We start from the raw sequence: 20605 nt of genomic DNA, 5'->3' as shown, positions 1-20605 counted from the left end.
AGTGGTCAAGATTCACCGAACAAGCATTCATAAAGCAGGAGTCATTCGATGGCCCATATTAGTGTTGAGCGTGCCCACGGCCTGGGTAAGGAAGCGGCTCGCGAGAAGGCCGACAAGCTGGCGCAGAAACTCTCCGATCATTATGGCCTGGAGCCGCAGTGGTCTGGCGACACCCTGAACCTCAAGCGCTCGGGCGTGAAAGGTGCCGTCCACGTCAGTGAAGATTCGATCAGGGTCGATGTGGAGTTGGGCCTGATGATGTCGGCCATGAGTGGCATGATCAAATCGGAAATCGAAAAGGCACTGGATAAAGCTCTGGTCTGATCAGGTGTTTTCCATGAAATGAGGTCCCTGTGGGAGCGGGCTTGCCCGCGATAAGGCCGGCACATCCAGCATCTTTATTGGATGACCCACCGCCATCGCGGGCAAGCCCGCTCCCACAGGTTTCGTGTTTGCTCTGCTTGCTGTTTATGTCAGTTGTTAGGGTGCCGTTTCTAATTTTTCTCCCTACTTTGTGCCAGAGCCCGACACTTTCGCGGGCAGTTCCTCAAACCTTCTGCGCGTGAGGTGCACCATGGCCAAAGTTATTTTGAAGAAAAAAATCGACGCATCGACCACCGCCCTCGGCGACGTCAAATCCTATGCCCGCAAGATCTGGCTGGCAGGCCTGGGTGCTTACACCAAGGTTGGCCAAGAGGGTAGCGATTACTTTCAAGAGTTGATCAAGGCTGGTCAAACTGTTGAAAGGAAAGGCAAAAAAGTAGTCGCTGAGAAGCTTGAAGCGGCGAATGCCGAGATCGATGAAGCCAAGAGTGAAGTGCGCACTTTCAAAGGCAAGGTCGAAGATCAACTCGACAAGGTAGAGAAGGCGTTCGACACGCGTGTCGCAAGTGCCTTGAATCGTATCGGCATTCCGTCTAAACATGACGTTGAGACACTCTCTGCTAAGCTCGATGAGCTGACGGCATTGCTCGAACGCGTCGCGCGTAAATCTTAAGGAGAACGGGATGGCTGGCAAAAAGAACACTGAAAAAGAAGGCAGCTCGTGGATCGGGAAAGTCGAAGACTACTCCCGAAAAATCTGGCTGGCGGGTTTAGGCGTGTACTCGAAGATCGACACTGACGGCAGCAAACTCTTCGATGCATTGGTTAAGGACGGCGAGAAAGCCGAGAAGCTGACCAAGAGCGCCGTTGGCAAAACTGTCGACGCCGCCAAGGACTCCGCTTCTTCGGCCAAGTCGCGCATCAGCGGCGTGAAAGACCGTGCACTGGGCAAGTGGGACGAACTGGAAGGCGCTTTCGACAAGCGTCTGAACAGCGCCATCTCGCGTCTGGGCGTACCGAGCCGCAACGAAGTCAAGGCACTGCACAGCAAGGTTGATACCTTGACCAAGCAGATCGAAAAACTCACCGGTGCCAAGGTTGCGCCTGTTGCGGCGAAAACCGCAGCGGCCAAACCAGCAGCCAAAACCGCTGCCAAGCCACTGGCCAAAGCGGCGGCTAAACCTGCTGCCAAGCCAGCGGCGAAAACGGCCGCAGCCAAACCTGCTGCAGCCAAACCAGCAGCCAAACCGGTTGCCGCAAAAGCCGCCGCCAAACCTGCTGCCAAACCAGCCGCCGCCAAGCCTGCGGCGAAAACCGCAGCGGCCAAGCCAGCAGCCAAACCAGCCGCAAAACCTGCCGCTGCGAAGAAGCCCGCAGTGAAAAAACCGGCCGCTCCAAAGGCTGCCGCAGCAAAACCAGCAGTGGCTGCCGCCAAGCCAGCAACGCCGGCTGCACCGGTCAGCGCGACGAACTCCGCTACCGCACCGACCCCTGCTGTAACCCCGACTGCCGCGCCAGCACCATCGACGCCAACCAGTCAGTCCTGATTTTTTCAGGGCTCAAAAAAACGCCCGGCCTGCCAAGGTCGGGCGTTTTTGTTTGTGGCTGTATTCTGGAAATACCAATAAACCCTGTGGGAGCGAGCTTGCTCGCGATGAGGCCGGAACATTCAACATTGTCATTGAGTGACCCACCGCCACCGCGAACAAGGGTCAGTCGTGCTCTTCCAGGTACTGCATCGCGAGTTGCTCCGTCGCCACCTTGATCGGTGGCAGCAGATGCGGCGCCACCAGCATCATGATCTGGTAGACCACCAGCCGCACTTCACCTTCGCGATCGAGAATCCGCTGATAGTCCAGCGAAAACAGCAACGTCAGGGTGATCTGCTCCACCAGTTGCCCCAGTGCCTGGGTGTCACTGACCAATTGCCCCTGAGCTTTCAGTCGCGCCAGTAACGACGCCAGCGTGCGCTTGAGTGCATTGAGCAGGTTACGGATGCCCTTGCCCAGCTTCGGCAGGCGGCCGGCCAGGTTCGACAGGTCCTGGAACAGAAACCGGTAGTGGGCCAGGCGTTCGACGATCAGGTGCAGGAACAGCCAGTAATCGTCCGGTGCCAGTTCAACATCCGATGGCGGGTCGAGCAGCGGGGTCAGCTCATTCTGGAAGCGTTCGAACAGCCCGAGAATCAGCGGCTCCTTGCCGTGGAAGTGGTAGTAGAGGTTGCCGGGGCTGATGCCCATTTCGTTGGCAACTTCCATGGTGGAAACGTTCGGTTCGCCCTTCTGATTGAACAACTGCAGGGCACATTCGAGGATGCGGTCGCGGGTTTTCATCCAGTCTTCTTAGTGATCGGGTCATGCCACGGCCGGTCTCGGCCGTGGGTTGTTGAGTGTCAGCGCACGCGCACGTATGTGCCGGGCGCCGCCTCCATCGGTGGATAGTTCTGGTTGCCGAGGGCCATGTGGGTTTCCTTCAGTGCCCCCGAGCGCTCCTGAATCCAGCTCAGCCATGGGGTCCACCAGCTGCCATCGACGTGCTTGGCGTCGTAGTACCAGGCCCGTGGATCACTGCTCAGTTTGCCGTTCTCGACGTAGTTGGCTTTCGGGTTGCTCGGCGGATTGAGGATGCTTTGCACGTGACCGCTGTTGGACAGCACGAAGCGGCGATCGCCGCCGAGCAGCAGCGTCGAGCGATACACCGCGTCCCACGGCGTGATGTGGTCATTGATACCGGCCACGCTGAAACTGTCGACGGTGACCTTCTGCAAGTCGATTGGCGTGCCGCACACTTCCAGGCCGCCCGGGTGGGTGAGCGGGTTGTGCTTGAAGAAATCCAGCAAGTCGCCATGCAGGGCCGCCGGCAAGCGCGTGTTGTCGTTGTTCCAGTAGAGGATGTCGAACGCCGGTGGTTCTTTGCCCAGCAGGTAGTTGTTGACGAAATAGCTCCAGATCAAGTCGTTGGGGCGCATCCAGGCGAACACCTTGGCCATGTCGCGACCGTCGAGCACGCCTTTCTGGTAGGAGCGACGCTTGGCGGCTTCCAGGGTCTGTTCATCGGCGAAGAGGGTCGCTGGCGAATCCAGCTGACTGTCGAGCAGACTCACCAGATACGTCGCGCTGGAGACCCGGCGCAGCTGCCGTTTGGCTTGCAAGTGCCCCTGCAACGCAGCGATGGTCAGCCCGCCGGCGCAGGCGCCCATCAGGTTGACCTCGCGGGCACCGGTGATCGCCCGGCACACATTCATGGCTTCTTCAACCGCCTCGACGTAGGTCGACAGTCCCCATTCGCGGTGACGCACATCCGGGTTGCGCCAGCTGATCACGAAGGTTTGCAGGCTGTTCTTGAGGGCGAACTGGACGAAGCTGTTATGCGGGCTCAGGTCGAAAATGTAGTACTTGTTGATCTGCGGCGGCACCACCAGCAGCGGCTTGGAATACTGCTTTTCGCTCATCGGTTTGTACTGGATCAGCTCCAGCAATTCGTTGCGAAAGACCACAGCGCCGGTGGTGGTGGCGACGGTCTTGCCGACTTCGAACGCCTGTTTGGTGACTTGCCGGGGCAGGCCGTCGTTGTGCAGCAAGTCATCCACCAGGTGACCGATCCCGCGCACCAGGCTGTTGCCGCCGGAGTTGAAGAGTTCCTTGATCGCCAGGGGATTGAGCAGGCTGTTGGACGGTGACACGGCATCATTGAGCAAGGCGAAGGCGAAATGCGCCCGGGCGCGATCGTCCGGGGTCATGTTGCTTTCATCGATCCAGTTTTTGACCTGCTTTTGCCAGGCCAGGTACGCCTGCAAGCTGCGACGGTAAAACGGGTTGAGGCTCCATGCCGGATCGGCAAAACGACTGTCCTGCGGATTGGTCGGGTACAGGGTTTCGCCGAGCAGCACGCGGCCCAGTTGCCCACCCAGTTTCAGGGCGTGCCGGGCACTGTGCAGCGGGTTGCGCAGGCCATGGGCGGCCACGCTGCGCAGGGTCGACATCAGATCCCGGCCGCGCAGGCCGGTAATCGCACTCTGTGCGTTGATGAACGCGGCGGGAGTGGGCAAAGAGTCCCGCGCTGGTTTGTCACGCATGAGTCAACACTCCTTCGTCTTCAGGCCAAAAACAAACAACCGAACCAGAACACCATAGACGCTGTAACGGGTTGTTGCGCGGCGCGGCGTCCTGCCGCGCGTCAATGTGCGGATTAACCGCCCAATGGCGCCGGGTGCGGATGCATCACGGCGCGTTGTCGTTCTTCTTCAAGGAATTTCATGATGATCGGCGCTACCGCCTCGGCCCGGGTGATCAGGAACAGATGGCCGTCATCGATGATGTGCAACTGAGCATTGGGAATTCGCCAGGCCAGCAAACGCATGTTGATCAGCGGGATCAACGGATCGTCATCGCCCGCCAGTACCAGGGTCGGCTGATTGATCCTGTGCAGCCAGTGGATGCTGGTCCAGCCGAGGCCGGCGAACAGCTGCCAGTAGTAACCGAGCTTGCCCGCCGAACGCACTTTCGCCGCATGGCTCGCAGCCAGTGTCGGGTCGCGACGGAATGAGCCGCCGTAGATCATCGGCGCAATGCGGATGACGTGCGACGGCTGAATGTAGCGCCGGGGGCTCGCCATCATCCACAGTACTTTCGGCTTGCCCGGCACCATCACCGCGCCGGCCGCCGTGGCCGCCAACACCAGTTTCTTGCAGCGCTCCGGATAGTCATAGGCGAACTGCTGGGCGAGGGCGCCGCCCCAGGACACACCGATCACGTTGACCTGTCCGTAGTCGAGGTAGTCGAGCATGCGTGCCGTCAGTTTGGCCAGGCTTGGAAAGCGATACGGTCGTCTCGGCGTCGAAGAGCCACCGACACCGGGCACGTCGAAAGCGATGACTTCCAGGTCCGGGTCCAGCGCTGCGACGAACGGGAACACCAGCTCCAGGTTGGCGCCGATGCCGTTGAAAATCAGCAGGGGCGTCAAGTGAGGCTTGCCGGGGCGTACCGCCGTGCGGAGGGTCTGGCCATCCAGGTCGACGGTACGAAATATGAACGGTTGCGGCATGCTTCTGGCCCTGTTTATGAATTCATCCCCGCCCCCTGCAGGAGCGAGCCTGCTCGCGAAGAATGTCCGGGCAACGCGTTAATTCAGACAGTACGCGTTTTCGTTAACGTCCATCGCGAGCGAGCTCGCGCCCACAGCAAGAGCGGGGTGTGTCAGTTACCGCTCGTGTACGTAAGTACCTGGGGCAGCCTCGCCCGCCGGATAAGCCTTGTTGCCCAGTTTTGTCGGCGATTTTTTCAGTTCACCCGAACGCTGGGCCTGCCAGGCCTGCCAATGCAGCCACCAGGAGTCGGTGTGCTTGGTGGAGTTTTCTTGCCACTCCTCGGCATTGGCAGCCTTTTCGGTGCTGGTCATGTAGCGGGATTTCGGATTGCCCGGCGGGTTCAGGATGCTCTGGATATGCCCGCTGCTGGACAGCACGAACTCCACATTGCCGCCAAACAGTTGCGCCGACTTGTAGCAGGACTTCCACGGGGTGATGTGGTCGTTGGTGCCGGCCAGGGAAAATATGTCGGCCGTGACCTGCTTCAGGTCGATGGGCGTGCCGCACACTTCCAGTGCATTGGGGCGAATCAGTGGATTGTTTTTGAACATCTCGATCAGGTCGCCATGGAATGCGGCAGGCAACCGGGTGGTGTCGTTGTTCCAGAACAGGATGTCGAAAACCGGTGGCTCGTTGCCCAGCAGGTAGTTGTTGACCCAGTAGTTCCAGATCAGGTCATTGGGACGCATCCACGCAAAGACTTTTGCCATGTCGCGGCCTTCCAGCACACCGGCCTGGTACGAGTGGCGCTTGGCGGCTTCGAGGGTCTGCTCGTTGACGAACAGGGCGACGTCGCTCTCCAGCGTGGTATCGAGCACGCTGACCAGCAGGGTGAGGGCGTTGACCTTGTTCTCGCCGATCGCGGCGTAGTGGCCCAGCAGGGCGGTGCAGGTGATACCGCCGGAACAGGCACCGAGCATGTTCACGTCTTTGCTGCCGGTGATGGCGGTGACCACGTCGACCGCTTCCTTGAGCGCCTCGATGTAGGTCGACAGGCCCCACTCGCGCTGTTCCTTGGTCGGGTTGCGCCAGCTGACGATGAAGGTCTGCACATTATTGCGCAGGCAGAACCGCGCCAGACTCTTGTCCGGGCTCAGGTCGAAAACGTAGAACTTGTTGATCTGTGGCGGCACCACCAGCAGTGGGCGCTCGTGGACTTGCTCGGTAATCGGCTTGTACTGGATCAGCTCAAGTACATCGTTGCGAAAGACCACCGCACCTTCGGTCACGCCAAGGCTCTTGCCGACCTCGAACGCGCCCATGTTGACCTGGCTCGGCATGCCGCCGTTGTGCACCAGGTCCTTGGCCAGATGCGAGAGGCCGTCGAGCAGGCTCTTGCCGCCGGTTTCGAAGAAGCGTTTGACGGCCGCCGGGTTGGCCGCCGTGTTGGTCGGGGCCATGGCTTCGGTCATGAGGTTGATCACGAAGTGCCCGCGAGCCGCGTCACTGGCTGTGAGATTGCTGTCATCGATCCAGTCGTGGAGTTCCTTGCGCCACGCCAGGTAGGTTTGCAGATAGCGTTTGTAGAGTGGGTTCTGGCTCCAGGCCGGATCGGCGAAGCGACGGTCATCGCTGCTCGGTTGCAGTGCGGATTTGCCGAACAGCACGTTCTTGAGTTCAAGGCCGAAGTGCGCAACATGCTTGGCGCTGTGCACCGGTTGTTTGATGGCCTGCCTGAGCACCATTCGAGCAGAAGCCAGTAGATCCTTTCCACGCAGCCCAACGACAGGATTCAGTCCCAAGGTGTTTTCCGAGGCCTGATACTTCAAGTCATCGTTATTCTTGATACTCATCTACGACGCTCCATTGTCCTGAGGCGAGTACCCGGGCCCTGGTTGTGCAGTCACACAGCCAATGCCAGGTACTACTGCTCGGGTGACCGTTAATTCTGCATCGCTGCTTTTAATTTCGCAGAGAGCACTGCAGGGAACTTGCCAGCTCCATTGGTTACCCGAGTTTAATTTTTTTCGCAAGCAGGCCAATGACTGACCTCGCGGCCAAGCATTCAAACAGATGAAATTAGAAAATGCCCTCTAAAGAGCAAGAGGCTCAGGCTAGAGCATCAGCTTGACGACGGACTCGTTCGGATCGCGGGTTTTTCCGGCGGCTTTGAGCTCGGCAAGGTAATCCTCCCAGAGTGCGTCATAACGTCGCCCCAGCTCATAGAGGTATTCCCAGGTGAACAGGCCGCTGTCATGGCCGTCGTCGAAGGTCAATTTCAGTGCGTACTGACCGGCCGGTTCTATCTTGCTCAGGCCTACGTTGATCTTGCCAAATTGCAGGATGGGTTTGCCGTGTCCCTGGACTTCGGCGGAAGGAGAGTGCACGCGAAGGAATTCGGCGGGCAGGGTGAATTCCTCGCCGGACGCGTATTTGAGCGTCAGGGTTTTCGAGGCTTTGTGCAGTTTGATGTCGGTGGGGAGTTGGGTTGTCATGGGGCCGGTCTTCCGTCTTATTGAGGCCCTGTGTCGGCGGGTGATCCTGTGGCGAGGAAGCTTGCTTCCGCTCGGCTGCGCAGCAGTCGTAAGTCCAGAGAGTGCGGTCTTTCTGATGGACCGCATCGCTGGCTATGGGGCCGCTTCGCGACCCAGCGGGAGCAAGCTCCCTCGCCACAGGAGCCCGCTCACACAGAATGTGACCTACAGGATATAACGGGACAGGTCTTCGTTCTGCGCCAATTCGCCGAGGTGGCTGTTGACGTAGTCAGCGTCGATCTGGATCGCCTTGTCGTCATGGGCGCTGGCCAGGTCGCCGGCGCTGAACGACACTTCTTCAAGCAGGCGCTCAAGCAGCGTGTGCAGACGACGGGCACCGATGTTTTCGGTTTTCTCGTTAACCTGCCAGGCGATCTCCGCGATGCGTTTGATGCCGCTTGGCTGGAACTCGATGGTCAGGCCTTCGGTTTTCAGCAGTGCACAGTATTGCTCGGTGAGCGACGCGTGCGGCTCGCTGAGGATGCGTTCGAAGTCTTCCGGCGACAGCGCCTTGAGCTCAACACGAATCGGCAGACGACCTTGCAGCTCGGGCACCAGGTCGCTCGGCTTGCTCAGGTGGAAAGCCCCCGAGGCGATGAACAGGATGTGGTCGGTCTTGACCATGCCCAGCTTGGTGTTGACGGTGCAACCTTCGATCAGTGGCAACAGGTCACGTTGCACACCCTCGCGGGACACGTCGGCGCCGCCGACATTGCCGCGCTTGGCGACCTTGTCGATTTCGTCGATGAACACGATGCCGTGCTGCTCGACCGCTTCCAGCGCCTTGGCCTTCAACTCTTCATCGTTGACCAGGCGGCTGGCTTCTTCGTCGCGCACCAGTTTCAGCGCTTCCTTGACCTTGAGCTTGCGGCTCTTGCGCTTGCCTTTGCCCATGTTGGCAAACAGGCTCTGCAATTGGTTGGTCATTTCTTCCATGCCCGGAGGCGCGGAGATATCGACGCCGGTGATTTCGGCGACTTCGATTTCGATCTCTTTATCATCCAGCTGACCTTCGCGCAGGCGCTTGCGGAACAGCTGGCGGGTGTTGGAATCCTGAGTCGGGGTGTCGTCGTTGCTGAAGCCCATGCGTGGCGGTGGCAGCAGGGCGTCGAGGATGCGCTCTTCAGCAGCGTCTTCGGCGCGGTGGCGAACCTTGATGATTTCCTGTTCACGCAGCAGCTTGATCGCTGCATCGGCCAGGTCACGAATGATCGATTCGACATCGCGACCGACGTAGCCGACTTCCGTGAACTTGGTGGCTTCGACCTTGATGAACGGCGCGTTGGCCAGTTTGGCCAGGCGACGGGCGATCTCGGTTTTACCGACACCGGTCGGGCCGATCATCAGAATGTTTTTCGGGGTGACTTCAACGCGCAGCTCTTCGGGCAGCTGCATCCGGCGCCAGCGATTGCGCAGGGCAATGGCGACGGCGCGCTTGGCATCGTCCTGGCCGATGATATGGCGATTGAGTTCGTGGACGATTTCACGGGGAGTCATGGACATAGTAATTGCGGTCCTCAAGCAAAAGTGAGCCGTGGCGCCAAGGCCGGAACAGGCTTACTCCGCGAGGTCCTGCTCCTCAATGGTAAAGGTGTGGTTGGTGAATACGCAGATGTCGCCGGCGATGCCGAGTGCGGTTTCGACGATTTCCCGGGCCGACAGATCGGTTTTTTTCAGCAAGGCGCTGGCGGCAGCCTGGGCATAACCGCCACCGGAACCCATGGCGATCAAGCCTTGCTCGGGCTCAACGACGTCGCCGTTGCCGGTGATAATCAGCGAGGCATCTTTGTTGGCGACGGCGAGCATGGCTTCGAGGCGACTCAGGGAGCGGTCGGTGCGCCATTCTTTGGCAAGTTCGACGGCAGCGCGAACCAGGTGGCCCTGATGCTTTTCAAGCTGGCCTTCGAAACGTTCGAAAAGGGTAAAGGCGTCAGCGGTGGCGCCGGCAAAACCGGCGATGACCTGGCCGTGGTACAGGCGGCGAACTTTTTTCGCGTTGCCTTTCATCACGGTATTGCCAAGGGATACCTGGCCGTCGCCGCCCATGACGACTTTGCCGTGGCGGCGAACTGAAACGATGGTGGTCAAGGGAAGAGTCTCCACGCAGCGGGGCGAAAATGCCTTATGCCCACTCATATGGGGGTGGTGGAGTGGATTTCAACTGTAGGGCGGGAGAGGGGACGAGCGGTGTATTGCGATGGTGATGGGTTGCCGCTGTAACAATAGTGGCGAGGGAGCAAGCTCGCTCGCCACAGGGGGCGTTATCGGCTTTGGCGTTGTTGTAACAACAAATTGCTGAAGCCGGCGCCGGCCAGTTGTTTCTGGGCGGTGGTCAGTTGTTCGCGGTTGCTGAACGGTCCGACCAGAACCCGATACCAGGTCTCGTCTTTCACTGTGCCGGATTCAACCGCCACCGCCTGGCCAAGCAGGATGATCTGCGCACGAACCTTGTCCGCGTCAGTTTGCTTGCGGAACGAACCCGCCTGGAGGAAGAACTTGGTCACCGGCGCGGCCTTGGTGACCGGGGGCGCGGGTGGTGGCGTGATTCCCGACAGCGCCGCCTGAGCGCGGGCGGTGTCAATTTTCGCCGCTTCCGCTGGCGTAACCGGCGTTGTCGGAATCGCCGGCACTTGTGGCGTCGGCAGGGTTTTTTCCGGCACGGCATCCGGCGGCACGATGACTTCCGATTCCGGCAGCAAGGTGTAGAAGTCGTACTTCGGCTTCACCGGTTGCGTCGGGCTCGGCGGCGTCTTGTTGGCCTCGGCGATCTTGGTGGCTTTCTGCTGTTGTTGCTCCACCTTCTCGCGTTTGACCGTGTCGCTGCCCTTGCCCGGCTCCAGCTTCATCAGGAATACGATGAATGCACCGACCGTCAGGCCGATGGCCATCCACAACCAGCCCGGAATCGGCTGCTTCGCTGGAGCTTGGTAACGGCTGGCGCCACGCTTGGGTGCAGGTTTTTTCTTGGCGGCCAACTTACATACGCTCCAGAGTTTCCAGGCCCAAGAGTTCCAGGCCTTGCTTGAGGGTGCGTCCGGTCAGCGCGGCGAGGCGCAGGCGGCTCTGCATTTGCGCCGGTGTATCGGCGGCGAGGATCGGGCAGTTCTCGTAGAAGCTGGAGAACAGGCCGGCGACGTCGTACAGGTAAGTGCAAAGAATGTGCGGCGTGCCTTTTTCGGACACGTTGTTCAGCACTTCACCGAATTGTGCAAGTTTTGCCGCCAGCTCGTGTTCGTGGGGCGCTTCGAGCACGATCTGGCCGTCGACTTCGCTGAAGTCCTTGCCGAGTTTGCGGAACACGCCGGCCACACGGGTGTAGGCGTACAGCAGGTACGGCGCGGTGTTGCCTTCGAAGTTCAGCATCAGGTCGAAGTTGAAGCTGTAGTCGCTGGTGCGGTGCTTGGACAGGTCGGCGTACTTCACCGCGCCGATGCCCACGACCTTGGCGATGTTGCGCAGCTCGGCTTCGGCCAGTTCCGGGTTCTTGTCCTTGACCAGGGTGTAGGCGCGCTCCTGGGCTTCGGTCAGCAGGTCGATCAGCTTCACGGTGCCGCCATCGCGGGTCTTGAACGGACGGCCATCAGCGCCGTTCATGGTGCCGAAGCCCATGTGTTCCATCTCCATCGGATGGGTCACGAAGCCGGCCTTGCGTGCCACGGCGAACACTTGCTGGAAGTGCAGGGCCTGACGCTGGTCAACGAAGTACAGGGCGCGATCGGCCTTGAGCTTGCCGCTGCGATAACGCACGGCCGCCAGGTCGGTGGTGGCGTAGAGGTAGCCACCATCGGCCTTGACGATGATCACCGGCAGCGGATCGCCATCGGCGTTCTTGAATTCATCGAGGAACACGCACTGGGCGCCGTTGCTTTCGACCAGCATGCCGGCGGCCTTGAGGTCGTTGACCACGTTGATCAGGTCGTCGTTGTAGGCGCTTTCGCCCATCACGTCAGCCATGGTCAGCTTGACGTTCAACAGTTCGTAGATCTTCTGGCAGTGGGACAGCGAGATGTTCTTGAACTTGGTCCACAGCGCCAGGCAGTCCGGGTCGCCGGCCTGCAACTTGACCACCAGGCCGCGGGCGCGGTCGGCGAATTCTTCGGATTCGTCGAAGCGCTGCTTGGCGGCGCGGTAGAAGTTTTCCAGGTCCGACAGCTCGTCGCTGGTGATCGGGTTTTCCTGCAGATAGGCCATCAACATGCCGAACTGGGTGCCCCAGTCGCCGACATGGTTCTGACGGATCACGTCGTCGCCGAGGAACTCGAGCACTCGAGCCACGCCGTCGCCGATGATGGTCGAGCGCAAGTGGCCGACGTGCATTTCCTTGGCCAGGTTCGGAGCCGACAGGTCAACCACCGTGCGTTGCACCGGGCCGGCCTTGCGTACGCCGATGTGCTCATCGGCCAGGGCGGCGTCCAGGCGGGTCGCCAGGGCCTGGGTGTTCTGGAAGAAGTTGAGGAAGCCGGGGCCGGCGATTTCGGCCTTGGAGACATTTTCGTCAGCCGGCAGCGCGGCGATGATTTTCTCGGCCAGGTCACGCGGCTTCATGCCGGCAGGCTTGGCCAGCATCATGGCGATGTTGCTGGCGAAGTCGCCGTTCTTCTTGTCGCGAGAGTTTTCCACCTGGATCGCCGGCGTCAGGCCTTCAGGCAACACACCTTCGTTGACGAGTTGGGTGATGGCTTGTTGGATCAGCTGGCGAATGGTGTCTTTCATGGTCTTCTCTTTCGACCGCTGGCGCGGCGGCGCATCGTGCGCTGGTGGAAAAACTGGGCATTATCCGTGGCGAAGACGGGCTTGCCAACCTTAGCAGGCAGGATGTGGATGTGTGGTGACAATTCGACCAGCTTTCGCTGGCAAGCCAGCTCCTGCAATGACGCGATGTGCCCCTTGCAGGGGCTGGCTTGCCAGCGAAGGCAGTCGCCCCATCAATACAAATCCACAGGGTCAACATCCAGCGACCAGCGCACCGCCCGCCCGCTTGGCATCTGCTCCAGCACCAGCAGCCAACTGGCAAGCAAGCGATGCAGCGGCGCCCGCGCGGTGGCCTGCAACAATAGCTGTGCACGATAGCGCCCGGCGCGGCGCTCCATGGGTGCCGGCACTGGCCCCAGCAATTCGATGCCGGTCAAACCCTGTTCGGCCAGCAGGCGTTCGGCCTCGCTGCACGCCTCGTCGAGAAATCCTTCGGCCTGCCCAGGCTTGTGCGCTTCGGCCCGCAGCAGTGCCAGGTGCGCAAACGGCGGCAGGCCAGCCGCGCGGCGTTCACTCAAGGCTTGCTCGGCAAAGGCGAAATAGCCTTGTTCGGTCAATTGCACCAGCAACGGGTGATCGGCCAGATGCGTCTGGATGATCACCTTGCCCGGCTCTTCGGCACGTCCCGCACGCCCGGCGACCTGGACAATCAGCTGGGCCATGCGCTCGCTGGCACGGAAGTCACCGGAAAACAGCCCGCCGTCGGCGTCAAGAATCGACACCAGGGTCACCCGTGGAAAGTGGTGCCCTTTGGCAAGCATTTGCGTGCCCACCAGGATGCAGGGCTGGCCTTTCTGGATGGTCGCGAATAACTGATTCATTGCGTCTTTGCGCGAAGTGCTGTCGCGGTCGACCCGCAAAACCGGGTAGTCGGGGAACAGAATCCCCAAGCGCTCTTCGGCCCGCTCAGTGCCGGCCCCCACCGGACGCAAATCGACCTTGTTGCATTTCGGGCACTGGCGCGGCACCCGCTCGACGTAGCCGCAATGGTGGCAGCGCAACTCGCCGTGGCGCTGGTGCACGGTCATCCGCGCGTCGCAGCGCTGGCATTCGGACATCCAGCCGCAGTCGTGACAGAGCAGGGTCGGTGCGAAGCCGCGGCGATTGAGGAACACCAATACTTGCTGGCCCGCAGCCAGCGTCTGGCCGATGGCTTGTTGCATCGGCCCGGAAATGCCGCTGTCCAGTGGACGACTTTTCACGTCAAGGCGCAGGAAACGTGGCTGCCTGGCGCCACCGGCGCGCTCATTCAGGCGCAGCAGGCCATAGCGTCCGGTGTAGGCGTTGTGCAGGCTTTCCAGCGAAGGTGTGGCGGAGCCCAGCACGATCGGGATGTTTTCCTGCCGGGCGCGCACCAGCGCCAGGTCGCGGGCGTGGTAACGCAGGCCTTCCTGCTGTTTATAGGAGCCGTCGTGTTCTTCGTCGATGATGATCAGGCCGGGATTCTTCATCGGTGTGAACAGCGCCGAGCGCGTGCCGATAATGATGTCGGCCTCGCCGTCACGGGCGGCGAGCCAGGCGTCGAGGCGTTCACGATCGTTGACTGCCGAGTGGATCAGGGCGATACGCGCGTTGAAGCGCTGTTCGAAGCGCGCCAGGGTCTGCGGGCCGAGGTTGATTTCCGGGATCAGCACCAACGCCTGTTTACCGGCCTCCAGGGTTTCGCGGATCAGTTGCAAATAGACTTCGGTCTTGCCACTGCCGGTGACGCCGGCCAGCAGGAACGCGTGATAACTGTCGAACCCGGCGCGAATGGCTTCATAAGCGGCACGTTGTTCCGGATTGAGCGGCAGTTCGGGCTGCGCCAGCCAGTGTTCGTGGCGTGCGCCGGGGGCATGCTTGCGGATCTCGACCTGCACCAGGTCCTTGGCCAGCAACAGATCGAGGCTGTCCTTGCTCAGCATCAGCTTGCTCAGCAACTGATGGGCGACGCCGTGGGGGTGCTGGGCCAGTGTCGCCAGTGCTTCACGCTGGCGCGGGGCGCGGGCGATCCGCGGGTCATCAAGGCTGGCGCCGGGGGCGGCGGACCAGAAACGCTCCTGGCGCGCCTCGGCCAGTTCGCCCTGACGCAGCAGCACCGGCAGCGCCCAGCTCAAGGTGTCGCCGAGACTGTGCTGGTAATACTGGGAAGTCCACAGGCATAGCTTGAACAGGGCGGGTGGCAGCGGCGGCGTGGCATCGAGCAACGCCAGCGCGGGCTTGAGTTTTTCCGCCGGGACTTCGCTGGTGTCGGTGACCTCCACCAGAATCCCGATCATCTCCCGCCGGCCGAACGGCACCCGCAGGCGCATGCCGGGGTGCAACTGGGCGCGCAGGACTCCGGCCGGAGCGCGGTAGTCGAACAGGCGGCGCAGCGGCGAGGGCAAAGCGAGGCGCAGTATGGCGTCGGGCACGCGGGGGGATCTCGATAAACAGGCAAAAAAAGGGCTAGGCGCATAACGTGTGGGAGCGAGCCTGCTCGCGATGACGGCGTGTCAGTCAACATTCATCGCGACTGGAACACCGCTATCGCGAGCAGGCTCGCTCCCACCGGGGATCGCGTATTGGCTCGGGAGCCTAGCAGACGGTCGGTCTCAGGGACAGCTTGCGTGATTGGCATTGTCTGGTAGAATCCGCGGCCTAATTACGTGCGGTATTCAACAATAGTGTTGGGTGGCGGCACGCTAGCCTGAGGAAGACACCATGAAAGCTGATATCCATCCAGAATACCCAGCAGTTGCTGTTACCTGCAGCTGCGGCAACAAGTTCGAAACCCGTTCGACCTTCGGCAAAGCCCTGGCGATCGACGTTTGCAACGAATGCCACCCGTTCTACACCGGTAAGCAAAAGACTCTGGACACTGGCGGCCGCGTTCAGCGTTTCGCAGACCGTTTCGGTGCTTTCGGCGCGAAAAAGGCCTAAGGCCGATCAACTTGGGAAGCCGTTTCGGTTTTTCCATGCTGATGAAAAAGGCGTCCCTTGCGGGCGCCTTTTTTGTGTCCGCGATTTGGCTGTCCGGCGCCCAGGCTTTCTGCCCGGCGCCGAGTGGTCTGGCCTCGGTGGCGGTACAGCGGGTTGTGGATGGTGACACGCTACGGCTGACGGATGGTCGCAGCGTGCGCATGATCGGCTTGAATACGCCGGAGCTGGGCAAGAAAGGCCGTTCCGACGAACCGTTCGCCGTGGCGGCGCGTAAGCGCCTTGAAGCCTTGGTGGCCGCGAGCGACGGACGGCTCGGATTGCTCCCCGGGAAGGAAGGCAAAGACCATTACGGCCGTACCCTGGCCCACGTCTATGGCGCCGATGGCGCCAACCTCGAAGCGCAAATGCTCGCCGAAGGCCTCGGCTTTCAAGTGGCGGTCGCGCCGAATGTCGATCTGGTTGACTGTCAGCAAGCGGCAGAACGCAGCGCCCGACAGGCCGGCCTTGGCGTGTGGCGCCAGTCACCTGTACTGAAAGCGGATCAGATCAGTGCCTCCGGGTTTGCCGTGCTCAGCGGTCGTGTGAGCAAGGTCCAGCGCAATCGCGGCGGGGTTTGGATCGAGTTGCAGGACTCGGTTGTACTGCGCGTTGCACCCAATTTGCTGGACAGATTCCCGGCTGCCACCCTTGACGGCCTCAAAGGCAAGCAAGTCGAGGCTCGCGGCTGGGTGCTGGATCGTTCGCGCAAGGGCGGGCTCAAGGAGGGGCAGGCGCGCTGGATGTTGCCTTTGACCGATCCAGCGATGCTTCAAGTCGCGCACTGATAAAAAATTGTAGACATTTTTTATGTCGATTGTGAACAGTCTATCCCTTGTGTTCTGCGGCTCTTGGCCCAAAGTCGTAGGGCAGGGCGCTTGACAGGGGTGACCGGTCAGTCTTGTGGGGATTTTGCGAGGCGCGTATCCTCGCTGACCAGTCTGTCCAACAGTAAAAGCGGAATGCCCCCATGTCTGATTTGAAAACTGCCGCTCTCGAATATCATGCCAATCCTCGTCCAGGGAAGCTGAGCGTCGAGCTCACCAAGGCCACCGCTACCGCTCGCGACCTGTCGCTGGCCTACAGCCCCGGCGTAGCCGAACCAGTACGCGAAATCGCTCGCGACCCTGAACTGGCCTACAAATACACCGGCAAAGGCAACCTGGTTGCAGTCATTTCCGATGGCACCGCGATTCTTGGTCTGGGTAACCTTGGCCCATTGGCCTCCAAGCCAGTCATGGAAGGTAAAGGCGTGCTGTTCAAGCGCTTTGCCGGCATCGACGTTTTCGACATCGAAGTCGACTCCGAAAGCCCGCAAGCCTTCATCGACACCGTCAAGCGCATCTCCATCACCTTCGGTGGCATCAACCTGGAAGACATCAAGGCACCTGAGTGCTTTGAGATCGAACGTGCCCTGATCGAGCAGTGCGACATCCCGGTATTCCACGATGACCAGCACGGCACCGCTATCGTGACCGCCGCTGGCATGATCAACGCCCTGGAAATCGCCGGCAAAACCCTGGCGGAAGCCAAGATCGTCTGCCTGGGCGCCGGCGCTGCCGCGATCTCCTGCATGAAGCTGCTGGTCAGCATGGGCGCGAAGATCGAAAACATCTTCATGGTTGACCGTACCGGTGTGATCCACTCCGGCCGTGACGACCTGAACCAGTACAAAGCCGTGTTCGCCCACGCGACCGACAAGCGCACCCTGGCTGATGCCCTGCAAGGCGCTGACGTGTTCGTCGGCCTGTCCGGCCCGAACCTGCTGAGCGCTGAAGGCCTGCTGTCGATGGCGCCTAACCCGATCGTCTTTGCCTGCTCGAACCCTGATCCGGAAATCTCCCCGGAGCTGGCTCACGCGACCCGTAACGACGTGATCATGGCCACTGGCCGTTCGGACTACCCGAACCAGGTCAACAACGTACTGGGCTTCCCGTTCATCTTCCGTGGTGCCCTGGACGTTCGCGCCAAGCGCATCAATGAAGAAATGAAAGTGGCTGCGGCCAACGCCCTGCGCGAACTGGCCAAGCTGCCAGTGCCTCAGGAAGTGTGCGACGCCTACGGCGGCATCAAACTGGAATTCGGCCGTGAGTACATCATTCCGAAACCAATGGATGCCCGTCTGATCACCCTGATCTCCGATGCCGTGGCCAAGGCTGCGATCGAGACCGGCGTGGCCACCCTGCCGTATCCGAAGAACTACCCGCTCAAAAGCGTGGATGACGTGTTCAACGGCTAAGTCGTTGTAGCGCTTCAAAAGAAAGCCCCGGCTCGTGAGAGTCGGGGCTTTTTTGTTGTCTGGAGGGTCGATGGCGCAGTTGTGTACGCCGCCAAACCCTGTAGGAGCGAGCTTGCTCGCGATGGTCGTCAGCGATGACGCGGGCGGTATGAATACCCGCGTTGTCTGAACATTTTTCGCGAGCAGGCTCGCGCCTGCAGGCTGCTTCTCTAGAACAAATCGATTGGCGCCTGTTCATCCGCTGGCAACGGGCTACCCGGTGCAGTGCCATTACCGATTTCATTCACCGACGGTGGCGTGTCTTCGGCCTTGAACAGCTCGAAGTAGGCTCCAGGCGTGCTTGGGCTTGCCGCACGGCCGCTGACCGGGTCGATGCGCAGGCTCAGGATGCCATCCGGCTCTGGTTGGGTGTGTGGTGGCAGGCCTTTGAGTGCAGCGCCCATGTAGTTCATCCAGATCGGTAGCGCGACGGTGCCGCCGAATTCCTTGCGACCCAGGCTTTCCGGCTGGTCGAAACCGGTCCAGACGGTGGTCACGTAATCGGCGTTGTAACCGGAGAACCAGGCGTCCTTGGATTCGTTGGTGGTACCGGTCTTGCCGGCGATGTCAGGACGACCCAGCGCCAGTGCGCGGCGGCCGGTACCCAGCTTGATGACGTCCTCCAGCATGCTGTTGAGGATGTAGGTGGTACGGCCATCGACGATGCGTTCAGCCACGGCCGGTGCCTGTGGTGCCGATTGGGTCGTCGGCGCTTCGCCTGGCGTAGCGTTGACCGTGAAGGCCTGGGCGGACGGGGCGGCGATGCCATCGCTGGCGGCGCCGCCTTTCGGTACGCTCGGCGGGTTGGCGACAAACAGCGTATCGCCGTTGCGGCTTTCGATCTTGTCGATGATGTACGGGGTGATCTTGTAGCCGCCGTTGGCGAAGGTGCTCCAGCCCGTGGCGATTTCCATTGGCGTCAGGGTCGCGGTGCCCAGGGCCAGGGACAGGTTGGGCGGCAGATCCTGCTTGTTGAAGCCAAAGCGGGTGATGTAGTCGATGGTTTTGCCAACGCCCATCGCTTGCAGCAGGCGGATCGACACCAGGTTACGCGACTTGTACAGCGCTTCGCGCAAGCGGATCGGGCCGAGGAAGGTGTTGGTGTCGTTCTTCGGGCGCCAGACCTTGTCCAGGTATTCGTCGACGAAAACGATCGGTGCGTCGTTCACCAGGCTGGCGGCGGTATAGCCGTTATCCAGCGCAGCGGCGTAGACGAATGGCTTGAAGCTCGAACCCGGCTGGCGTTTGGCCTGCAAGGCGCGGTTGTAATTGCTCTGCTCGAAGGCGAAGCCGCCGACCAGCGCGCGGATCGCGCCGTTTTGCGGGTCCAGGGATACCAGCGCGCCCTGGGCTTGCGGGATCTGGCTGAACTTAAGCGAATTGTCCGCCTGACGCTGCACACGAATCAGGTCGCCGACCTGGGCCACATCGGACGGTTGCTTCGGATTGGCGCCCATGCTGTTGGTGTTCAGGAACGGACGCGCCCATTTCATGCTGTCCCAGCTGACGTGCTCGTTGCCGGTGCGGGTCAGCACCTGCAGGCCGTTCTTCTCGACCTGAGTGACAATGGCCGGCTCAAGGCTGCTGATGGTGCGCTGCTTGGTCAGCTCGGTAGCCCAGGCTTCGCGGGTCTTGCCCGGCAGGCGCGATTCAGGGCCGCGATAGCCGTGGCGCTGGTCGTAGGTCATCAGGCCTTCATGGACCGCGGTGTTGGCCATTTCCTGCAGATTGCTCGGCACCGTGGTTGTCACGCGGAAGCCTTCGGTATAGGCGTCGCTGCCGTAGCGGCCGACCATTTCGGCGCGGGCCATCTCGGCAATATATGGCGCATTCACTTCCGGGGTCGGGACGTGATAGCTGGCATTCAGCGGCTCGTTGATCGCGGCGGTGTAGTCGGCCTCGCTGATTTTGCCGAGCTTGTACATGCGCCCCAGGATCCAGTCGCGACGCTCTTTACTGCGGGCCGGGTTGGCCAGCGGGTTGAAGCGCGACGGGGCTTTGGGCAGGCCGGCGATCATCGCCATCTGCGCCAGGCTGACGTCACGAATCGACTTGCCGTAATAGACCTGCGCCGCCGCCTCGATGCCGTAGGCGCGGTTACCCAGATAGATCTTGTTGACGTACAGCTCGAGGATCTCGTCCTTGGTCAGCTGCCGTTCGATCTGCAAGGCCAGGAGGATTTCGGTGGTTTTGCGCGAGAAGCTGCGTTCGCTGGTCAGGAAGAAGTTCTTCGCCACCTGCATGGTGATGGTGCTGCCGCCGGACTGGATGTGTCCGCTTTTTACCAGTTGGGTCGCGGCACGCATCAGGCTGCTGGGATCCACGCCGTAGTGATTGGCGAAGTTATCGTCTTCAGCACTTAGTAACGCATTAATGAAATTGGGGGGAATGTCGGCGAAACGGATCGGTGTACGGCGCATTTCGCCGAATTCCGCGATCAACTTGTTATCGCTGCTGTAGACCCGCAAAGGGATCTGCAACTGGATGCTTCGCAACGCCTCTACGGACGGCAATCCGGGGCTAAGGTAGAGAAACGCCCCGCTCAGACCCAGGAGCAGTCCGCAGAAAACCGCGACGATGGACCAACCGAAAAATTTCAGCAGACGAATCAAGGCTTTTGGATATCCAGGGCAAAGAATGAATTAGGCATCAGGGTTCAGGCTAAAGGCGAACGACCCGCGCTTGAGAAAGCGGAAAAAAACGCTGGGCATTATAAGCATTTTTCCGCCGGAAGCGTCATTTGCGCTGATGTCA

At 60.7% G+C, this 20605-nt stretch carries 17 protein-coding genes; 6 read left to right on the top strand and 11 right to left on the bottom strand.

Translation table 11 applies throughout. The features are described from left to right. Positions 1 to 48: 48 nt before the first annotated feature. From ACVWYU_RS06890 to ACVWYU_RS06880, 3 genes are all read left to right on the top strand, one after another. Positions 49 to 324 carry a polyhydroxyalkanoic acid system family protein gene (locus ACVWYU_RS06890; protein WP_090328181.1) on the top strand — a complete coding sequence of 92 codons (276 nt, stop codon included), beginning with the start codon at positions 49 to 51 and terminating at the stop codon, positions 322 to 324. 250 nt (positions 325 to 574) lie between these two features. After that, positions 575 to 997, top strand: a complete 423-nt coding sequence (locus ACVWYU_RS06885; RefSeq protein ID WP_457372297.1) for a phasin family protein — start codon at positions 575 to 577, stop codon at positions 995 to 997. Positions 998 to 1007: 10 nt separating this feature from the next. Continuing rightward, positions 1008 to 1871 (top strand): phasin family protein, encoded by an 864-nt coding sequence (locus ACVWYU_RS06880; protein WP_390958238.1) that lies wholly within the window; start codon positions 1008 to 1010, stop codon positions 1869 to 1871. Between the two features lie 165 nt (positions 1872 to 2036). Here ACVWYU_RS06880 and ACVWYU_RS06875 read toward each other — a convergent pair whose 3' ends face one another. The 10 genes from ACVWYU_RS06875 to ACVWYU_RS06830 form a co-directional block, all read right to left on the bottom strand. Then, entirely contained in the window at positions 2037 to 2657 is a 621-nt protein-coding gene (locus ACVWYU_RS06875) for a TetR/AcrR family transcriptional regulator (RefSeq protein WP_457372296.1), read from the bottom strand. A 59-nt stretch (positions 2658 to 2716) separates the two neighbouring features. Then, positions 2717 to 4399, bottom strand: coding sequence for a class II poly(R)-hydroxyalkanoic acid synthase (gene phaC, locus ACVWYU_RS06870; protein ID WP_248915256.1), 1683 nt, complete (start codon positions 4397 to 4399; stop codon positions 2717 to 2719). Between the two features lie 113 nt (positions 4400 to 4512). Further along, positions 4513 to 5367: a poly(3-hydroxyalkanoate) depolymerase gene (gene phaZ / locus ACVWYU_RS06865; protein ID WP_090328195.1), complete on the bottom strand. Its 855-nt coding sequence runs from the start codon at positions 5365 to 5367 to the stop codon at positions 4513 to 4515. Between the two features lie 156 nt (positions 5368 to 5523). Next, positions 5524 to 7203, bottom strand: a complete 1680-nt coding sequence (phaC, locus tag ACVWYU_RS06860) for a class II poly(R)-hydroxyalkanoic acid synthase (RefSeq protein ID WP_090328197.1) — start codon at positions 7201 to 7203, stop codon at positions 5524 to 5526. Positions 7204 to 7464: 261 nt separating this feature from the next. Then, entirely contained in the window at positions 7465 to 7845 is a 381-nt protein-coding gene (locus tag ACVWYU_RS06855) for a gamma-butyrobetaine hydroxylase-like domain-containing protein (protein ID WP_090328200.1), read from the bottom strand. Between the two features lie 204 nt (positions 7846 to 8049). After that, complete coding sequence (gene hslU / locus ACVWYU_RS06850; RefSeq protein WP_090328203.1) at positions 8050 to 9387, bottom strand: ATP-dependent protease ATPase subunit HslU; 1338 nt, start codon at positions 9385 to 9387, stop codon at positions 8050 to 8052. A gap of 54 nt (positions 9388 to 9441) precedes the next feature. Beyond that, positions 9442 to 9972, bottom strand: coding sequence for an ATP-dependent protease subunit HslV (gene hslV / locus ACVWYU_RS06845; RefSeq protein ID WP_090176604.1), 531 nt, complete (start codon positions 9970 to 9972; stop codon positions 9442 to 9444). Positions 9973 to 10145: 173 nt separating this feature from the next. Then, positions 10146 to 10859, bottom strand: a complete 714-nt coding sequence (locus tag ACVWYU_RS06840; RefSeq protein WP_090328206.1) for an SPOR domain-containing protein — start codon at positions 10857 to 10859, stop codon at positions 10146 to 10148. 1 nt (position 10860) lies between these two features. Continuing rightward, a complete protein-coding gene (gene argS / locus ACVWYU_RS06835) occupies positions 10861 to 12597 on the bottom strand; it encodes an arginine--tRNA ligase (protein ID WP_457372295.1) in 1737 nt (578 codons plus the stop codon). 212 nt (positions 12598 to 12809) lie between these two features. Beyond that, positions 12810 to 15029, bottom strand: a complete 2220-nt coding sequence (locus ACVWYU_RS06830) for a primosomal protein N' (RefSeq protein ID WP_247257824.1) — start codon at positions 15027 to 15029, stop codon at positions 12810 to 12812. 289 nt (positions 15030 to 15318) lie between these two features. On the opposite strand from ACVWYU_RS06830, the gene rpmE reads away from it, so the two are divergent. The 3 genes from rpmE (at position 15319) to ACVWYU_RS06815 (ending at position 17812) form a co-directional block, all read left to right on the top strand. Continuing rightward, positions 15319 to 15537 carry a 50S ribosomal protein L31 gene (gene rpmE / locus ACVWYU_RS06825; RefSeq protein WP_008047849.1) on the top strand — a complete coding sequence of 73 codons (219 nt, stop codon included), beginning with the start codon at positions 15319 to 15321 and terminating at the stop codon, positions 15535 to 15537. Between the two features lie 35 nt (positions 15538 to 15572). Then, positions 15573 to 16361, top strand: a complete 789-nt coding sequence (locus tag ACVWYU_RS06820) for a thermonuclease family protein (protein ID WP_457372294.1) — start codon at positions 15573 to 15575, stop codon at positions 16359 to 16361. 182 nt (positions 16362 to 16543) lie between these two features. Continuing rightward, positions 16544 to 17812, top strand: coding sequence for a malic enzyme-like NAD(P)-binding protein (locus ACVWYU_RS06815; RefSeq protein ID WP_090328218.1), 1269 nt, complete (start codon positions 16544 to 16546; stop codon positions 17810 to 17812). A 209-nt stretch (positions 17813 to 18021) separates the two neighbouring features. Here the strand turns inward: ACVWYU_RS06815 and ACVWYU_RS06810 are convergent, their stop codons facing one another. Further along, positions 18022 to 20460 carry a penicillin-binding protein 1A gene (locus ACVWYU_RS06810; protein WP_390959818.1) on the bottom strand — a complete coding sequence of 813 codons (2439 nt, stop codon included), beginning with the start codon at positions 20458 to 20460 and terminating at the stop codon, positions 18022 to 18024. Positions 20461 to 20605 lie beyond the last annotated feature (145 nt).

This window comes from Pseudomonas sp. TE12234 (assembly GCF_054061835.1).
The sequence above is the reverse complement of the archived record's forward strand: the minus strand, read 5'-3'. Positions and strand labels throughout refer to the sequence as shown.